Annotated in this window: 1 protein-coding gene; it reads left to right on the top strand. The window is 53.7% G+C overall.

Annotated features, from left to right (window positions below; translation table 11 throughout):
- On the top strand, nucleotides 1-281 hold a 281-nt coding region (locus UF75_RS25985), incomplete at both ends, for a 2-oxoacid:acceptor oxidoreductase family protein (RefSeq protein ID WP_045577395.1).

Raw genomic sequence — 281 nt, 5'->3', positions numbered from 1 at the left:
CGTGGATCATTCCCAAGTAACCGAAGTGAAGCCGCGCAGTAAGAATCTGTATTCATTACCGATCACCAAAGCGACCCGCACTCAATTTGGAACCGAACAAAGCGCGAATGTCGTCGCTTTGGGAGTCGTGGCCTCCTTAAGTGGTCAAATCCCTTGGGAGAATGTTTTGCAGGCGGTTCAGCAACGGGCTCCCAAAGGGACGGCGGAGCGCAACATCAAAGCGCTGGAATTAGGGTGGCAGATGGGAGTGGAAGCGGGGGTTAAACTTGACAGGACCCTAG

Source organism: Desulfosporosinus sp. I2 (genome assembly GCF_000960765.1).
Classification (GTDB): Bacteria; Bacillota; Desulfitobacteriia; order Desulfitobacteriales; family Desulfitobacteriaceae; genus Desulfosporosinus.
This window is presented reverse-complemented; position numbering and strand designations above follow the sequence as displayed.